Origin of the sequence: Corynebacterium sp., from assembly GCF_030152825.1 — a bacterium.
In the GTDB taxonomy this organism is placed as follows: domain Bacteria; phylum Actinomycetota; class Actinomycetes; order Mycobacteriales; family Mycobacteriaceae; genus Corynebacterium.
In genome coordinates this window covers 1-6,383 of sequence record NZ_JASLIP010000098.1, presented here as the reverse complement: position 1 = coordinate 6,383, position 6,383 = coordinate 1, and the positions used below count along the sequence as shown (strand labels likewise).

Annotated in this window: 3 protein-coding genes and 1 tRNA gene; all 4 read left to right on the top strand. The window is 64.4% G+C overall.

The genetic code is table 11. The annotated features are described in order from the left end of the window. Positions 1–105 precede the first annotated feature (105 nt). The 4 genes from Q1V78_RS09155 to Q1V78_RS09140 all read left to right on the top strand — a co-directional run bounded on the left by Q1V78_RS09155 (position 106) and on the right by Q1V78_RS09140 (position 6,361). On the top strand, positions 106–1,008 hold the full coding sequence (locus tag Q1V78_RS09155; protein ID WP_300613820.1) for an MMPL family transporter: 903 nt from the start codon (positions 106–108) through the stop codon (positions 1,006–1,008). A 117-nt stretch (positions 1,009–1,125) separates the two neighbouring features. Next, entirely contained in the window at positions 1,126–3,828 is a 2,703-nt protein-coding gene (locus Q1V78_RS09150; protein ID WP_300613818.1) for a YhgE/Pip domain-containing protein, read from the top strand. After that, entirely contained in the window at positions 3,828–6,059 is a 2,232-nt protein-coding gene (locus tag Q1V78_RS09145) for a YhgE/Pip domain-containing protein (RefSeq protein WP_300613816.1), read from the top strand. Before Q1V78_RS09150 ends, Q1V78_RS09145 begins: the two co-directional genes overlap by 1 nt. Positions 6,060–6,276: 217 nt before the next feature. Then, a tRNA-Ser gene (locus Q1V78_RS09140) sits at positions 6,277–6,361 on the top strand. The last annotated feature ends 22 nt before the right edge of the window (positions 6,362–6,383 follow it).

Below are 6,383 nucleotides of genomic sequence, written 5' to 3'. Positions count from 1 at the left end.
TGGATTTTTTGGCCACGAAGCCCCCGCGTCGGAGACACCACCGAGCACAGGGTTTTCAACGCCGTGGGTGGGGCCGTCGAAAAAAGGCCCGCTGCGATTCTGACCATGTCACTGTTTGCACTCGGGGCAATGTCGCTGGGCACGCTCAGCATCAACACCGGACTCAATCAATCAGATCAGTTCATCGATACCCCGGAATCCATTTCTGCGGCTCGCGAACTATCGGATGCCTTCCCCGATGCCTCCGCAACCCCAGCAATCATCTCTACCGAGGACATCACGGCCACCTCGGAACGCCTCAGCGGCGCTGGGCTTCAACCACGCCCCAATGACGAAGGCTTCATCGAGGTGTCCGGCGCAACGACCCCGGAGCTACGCGCAATCCTGGATGGCACAGATGCGCTTGTTGGCGGTGGAGACGCGGAGCTCTACGATACCGAGGCTGCAGCGGCCGATGACCGTCGGGTCGTCTTCCCGCTCGTCCTTGGGCTGATCTTTGTGGCACTGCTGTTCCTGCTGCGATCCGTTGTCGCGCCCCTCGTGATGACGGGATCCGTGCTGCTCACCAATGTCGCGGCACTTGGTGCTGGATGGTGGGTGTCGCACCACCTCTTTGGTTTTGATCGCTTCGACTCATCTACTCCGCTGTACGCATTCGTTTTCCTCGTCGCCCTCGGTATTGACTACTCGATCTTCTTGGTCACCCGTGCCCGAGAAGACGCCAACGCCGTTGGCACCAAGAACGGGATTCTCTCCGCCCTCTGCTCCACCGGTGGTGTCATCACGTCAGCCGGCATCTTGCTCGCGGCCGTATTCGCGGCTCTCGGAGTTCTTCCTCTGGTCGCTCTCGCCCAGATCGGCATCGTGATCTGTATCGGAGTACTGCTGGATACTCTCATCGTGCGCAGCCTCGTGGTCCCAGCAGTCGTGCAAGTTTGCGGGGAGAAGTTCTGGTGGCCGTCTCGCCCTCATCGCCAAACGGTCCTCGACGAAACAGCATCCAGCTGAATCAAAACTGAATATTTGCCCGCTAAGCGCATTTCTTCTGCGCTTGGCGCGACGACCTTTACTCCACCGGCCAGCAGCGAGTGCTCAACAGCCCCAAAAAAGTGGTACGGTCACGTCGTGAACACCACCTGGAAGATCTTTGTTCGAGACCTCAAGCGTCTCGTGAGCGTCCGTAAAGTGTGGGTCATTCTCATCGGAGTCATGATCACACCCGCGCTGTACTCCTGGGTGAACGTCGCAGCGTTCTGGGACCCCTACGGCAACACCGAAAACATCAAGGTCGCCGTCGTCAACGAAGATCGCGGCGCGTCATCGCCGCTCACGGGGTCGCTAAACATCGGCAACGAGGTCGTCGCCGAGCTCGAGGACAACGACGAGCTCGGCTGGCAATTCATGTCCAAATCCGAAGCTGATCGCGCCCTCGCGCGTGGCGACGTCTTTAGCAGCATCGAAATCCCCGACCGTTTCTCCCGGGATCTCCTCTCCACATTTCAGGGAACCTATAGCCAGCCGCAACTGATCTACCGGCCGAACGAGAAGCTCAGCGCCGTCGCCCCGTTGATCACCGATGCCGGTGCGTCCGGTATCAAGGATAAGATCACCAGCTCCTTCAAAAAGCAGCTGGGGGAGACGGCGTCCAAGAAGGTCCGGGAAGAGGGCAACAGCATCGCCGGCCGGATCGACAACAGCAAGAACAAGGCCGTCACCGGGCTGGACGAGACCCTCTCAACCTTGGGCGAGGGGCAGGAATCCCTGGACAAGATGAAGGGTCGCGTGGCTGGCGCCCGCCCCACCATCGCTGCCACTAAGGATGCGCTGAACTCCGCTCACGGCACCCTTGAGGACGCCAAGTCCACCCTCGCAGAGGTCGATAGGTCCGTCGCGATCGTGCAGCGCATGGTCGCGGACTTCTCCGACTCCGCTGGCGACGCCTACGCCCAGGGCACCTCCGCCCTGGCTGAAGGCACCGCCGCCGCGAACTCCTCCGTCGCCGCGGTCAGCAGCGCCGCCGAACAGGCCGGCCGCCAGATCGCCGGCGCCAGCGAGCAGACCACCCAGCTCGTCGACCTCGGGGACCGCAATATCGCGCAGCTCCGCGGCCTGATGGGCGCCGCGGGCGTGAGCCCGACCATCGCTGGTCAGCTCAACGCCACCATCGACGACCTGCAGCGCAGCAACGACGCCAACCGCCAGCTGCTCGCAGACCTCAACGCTGCGGGCAAGAGCACCAGTGAGACCGCCAAGGTGCTGCGGGATAGCTCCGAGGAGCTGACTCAGGCCGCAGCCGCCGCGCGAGAGTCCGCAAAGGGCCTGAACAGCACCACGGGCGACACCCTGCCCAAGCTCAACCGGGCGATCAACCGACTGAGCGCGGCCACCGGCTCCTTCTCCGGGTCCTTAAGCTCCCAGCAGGCGCTGCTCAAGGAGGCGTCGAACGTCCTGGACGGCGTGGATCGGCAGATCGGCGCCACGACCGACGTCATTGATGACTTCAAGGGCAACCTCAGCAGCCTGCAGGACGGGGTCGAGAACGCGAAGACGGACGTCCTGGCCCTAAGCCTCGGCGACGACGAGGCCTTCCGCACCGTCCGCGGGCTGAACTCCGAGGACATCGGGCAGTTCATGGCCACCCCGGCCATGCTGGTCAACGAGCCGATGTACCCGGTGAAGAACTACGGCTCCGGCATGGCCGCCCTGTTCACGAACCTGACGCTGTGGATCGGCGCGTTCGTGCTGGTCGTCATCTTCCGCGTGGAGGTGGACACCGAGGACCTGGGCAAGGTCGCCCGCCGCGTGAGTGTGAGCCAGGCCTTCTGGGGCCGCTTCCTGCTGATGGCAGCCTTCGTGGTGGGGCAGGCCGTGATCGTGTCCATCGGTAACCTGCTGATCGGTGTGCAGACCGTCAGCCCGACGCTGTACACACTCACGAATGTGCTGGTCGGGTTGGGATACCTCGGGGTGATCTACGGGCTTGTCTCCGCGCTGGGTCACATCGGCCGTGGCCTGGCGGTAGGTATGGCCTTCGTGCAGATCCCGGGCGCCTCCGGGCTCTACCCCATCGAGATGACGCCCGACTTCTTCAAGATCGTGCACCCCTTGCTGCCGATGACCTACGGCATCGACGCCGCCCGCGAAACCATCGGCGGCTTCTACGGCTCCCACTACTGGCAGGCGCTCGGCGTGCTGTGGTTGTTGTCCCTGGTCTTCCTGTTCGTGGGCATGGTCGCCCGACGACGTCTGTCGCACGTGAACCTGATCCTGAACCAGCAGCTAGCCCGTTCCGGCCTGCTGGTCTCCGACAAGGTTCAGGTGGTCGGTTCCGGCTACCGGATGGCGGACGTCATCCACGCGCTGAACAACCACGAACAGTTCAACGAGTTCACCGAGGAGCGCACGGCAAAGGTGCTGCGGGATACGCCGAAGCAGATCGGCCGGACCGCCATTATCGGGCTGATCGGACTCGCGGTGCTGGGCGTGGTCAACGCGGTCTTCGATACCGAGCGTGCCTTGATCTTCGCGATTGGCATCGCCTGGGCGCTGCTGATCATCTTCATCATCGGCGCGCGGGAGTACACCGGCCAGAGCTACCTGCACGCCCAGGAGCTGGGTGACCTGGATAGCGATGAGCTCCAGTACGTTGCCGCCACCCAGGCGGCCGGGTCCAAGGAATATACCTTCGACGACGAGCACGAGGAACATCTCGCGCGCGCCCACGCGGAGAAGGCCGGGGGCGGCGATGCGGCCGCCGACGGTGGCGAAGATGCCGGTGGAGAATGCAGCGGGAACAGTGACGTGGAGAAGCAGGAGGGCGAGAACTAATGAGCAAGATCCGCGAAATCCTGCGCCACGACCTGCGGTCTGCCCGCAAGAACGTCATCACCATGATCGTGCTTTTCGGGCTCACCGTGGTTCCGCTGGTATTCACCGTGTTCAACGTGCTCGCCAGCTGGAACCCCTTCGACAACACCGACGAGCTCAAGATCGCGGTGAGCAGCGAGGACGAGGGCCACGACACGGATCTGGCCCAGGTGAACCTCAACCTGGGCGAGCAGGTGCTGGCCCAGCTGAGCCTGAATAAGCAGATCGACTGGACCATCACCACCAAGGAGGACGCCCTCGAAGGCACCCGCTCCGGCGAGTACTACGCCAGCATCGTGCTGCCACCGAGTTTCTCCAAGGACCTGATGACCTTCTACATCGCCGGCACCGCGCCCACGGAGCTGACGATGTACACGAACCAGAAGAAGAACTCGCTGGCCCCGATGATCACCGAGCAGGCGGCCACCGGCGCGATCGACCAGATCAACGAGTCTTTCTCCGAGGTCGTCAACAACGTCGGCCTGGGGCTGGTCAAGGACCTGAACAAGGTCCTCACGGAAGGCGACACGAAGGCTGTTCTCGACCGGATGGAAGCCAGTGTGGGCGGGGTATCCCGCCAGCTGCGGCAGGGCAGCAACTCCGTGTCCTCGCTGTCCTCCCTGGTGGAGTCCACGATCCCGCTGGCGCAGAGCGCCGAGCGCATCACTGACTCCGCTGGCGCCCAGATGGATGCCCTCGACCTGGGCGGAACTGGCGGCTCCGGTGGCTCGGGTGGGGCTTCCGGCGCGAGCGACGAGGCGCTGGCCAACCTGGGCCGGACCTTCGCCGGGGCGGCGTCGTCCCTGAGCGAGTCCCTGCAGGCCACCAGCGACAGCTACACCGCGGTGGGCAACAGCATCGACCGCGTCCTCGGGCGCGCGAACAGCAGCCCGGAGGGTTCCGCGAACGAGCTGGACCGGATGGCCGACCGCTTCGACGCGCAGCTGGGCGGGCTGAATGACCTGCGCAACACGCTGGAGACCCGCGTGGCCCCGGCGCTGCCGATCACCGCGAAGCCCGCGTACCAGCGGGTGCTGGGCAACATCGATGAGTCCATCGCGCGGGCCACCGAGCTGCGGGATACCTTCCGCCGGTCCGCCAAGGACCTGCGCTCCGGGAAGACGTCCATGGAACAGGCACGGAAGGACAGTAAGTCCGCGATCGCGACCGCCGTCGCTGCCGTCGATAAGGCTAAGAACAGCTACGCGAACGACCTGCAGCCCCAGCTGGCAAAGCTGGGTGAGTCCGTGCAGCAGCTCAGCCAGAGCGTGAAGGGCGTCAAGGCGGACCTGCAGCGGGCGAAGGGCACGCTCGGGGACGCGTCGCTCGCGGATTCCCTGGGTTCCATGCAGGCGGCCACCGCGGAGCTGTCCAAGAAGCTGAACCAACGTGCGGATGACGCGGACAAGCTGGCCCGGGAGATCAAGCGGGCCGGCGAGACGGGCGATCTTTCCCGCCTGGCGCGGATGATCGGCAATGACCCGAGCCTGGTGGCGCAGCACATGGCCAACCCCACGGCCGTGAAACGCGAGCCGCTGAACGAGGTGAATAGCTTCGGCACGGGCATGACCCCGCTGTACGGTGCACTGGCGCTGTGGGTCGGCGCGCTGATCACCTCCGTGGTTGTGCACACCCGCATCTCCGAGAGCGGGGAAGAGACCGAGGAGGCGCTGGATCCGGAACGCTACAGCCGCGCGCAGGCCTACCTGGGGCGCTTTGGGATCTTCGCGTTGATCGGGACGGCGCAGAGTTTGCTGATGGCAGCCGGGTTGATCTTCTTCGTTGGCATCGAGCCCGCGCACCCGTTCCTGCTTACGCTGGCCTGCTGGCTGAGCTCCATGGTGTTCATGCTGGTGGTGTACACGCTGGTGATCTCCTTCGGTAACGCGGGTAAGGCGCTGGGCGTGCTGCTGCTGGTGTTCCAGGTCTCGGGCGCGGGTGGCGCGTATCCGCTGGAGCTGCTGCCGGGCTGGTTCCAGTCGATGAGCCCGTTCCTGCCGGCGACGTATGCGATCCGGGCGTTCCGCGCCTCCATCGCGGGGACGTACCAGGGCGATTACTGGCTGGACCTCCTGGGCCTGCTGGTGTTCATCCTGCCGGCGCTGCTGCTGGGCCTGGTGCTGCGCAAGGGGCTGGACGGCTACAACCGGCGCATGGACGAGGGCATCGCGGAGTCGAAGGTGCTGGCCTAGGGAAACTAGTTTTGGGCCGTAGCGTGTCAGGTTTTGACCAATATGCGACACAGCACGGCCCAAAACCGGTTAGGGCCCACCCTGCCCCGGCTGGAACCGCGCTGGCCGGGGCTGAACCCGCACGCTGGCCTGCACCGCGTGACCCCGCATCGTCGGGCGGGGCATGACCAGCACCGTGTGCGGTTTAAAGGGGCACCGGGTAAGCTAACCCGCGCACGGAAGTATGGCAGAGCGGCCGAATGCACTGGTCTTGAAAACCAGCGATGGGCAACCATCCGGGGGTTCAAATCCCTCTACTTCCGCTGATGGAGATCCCCAGGTAGC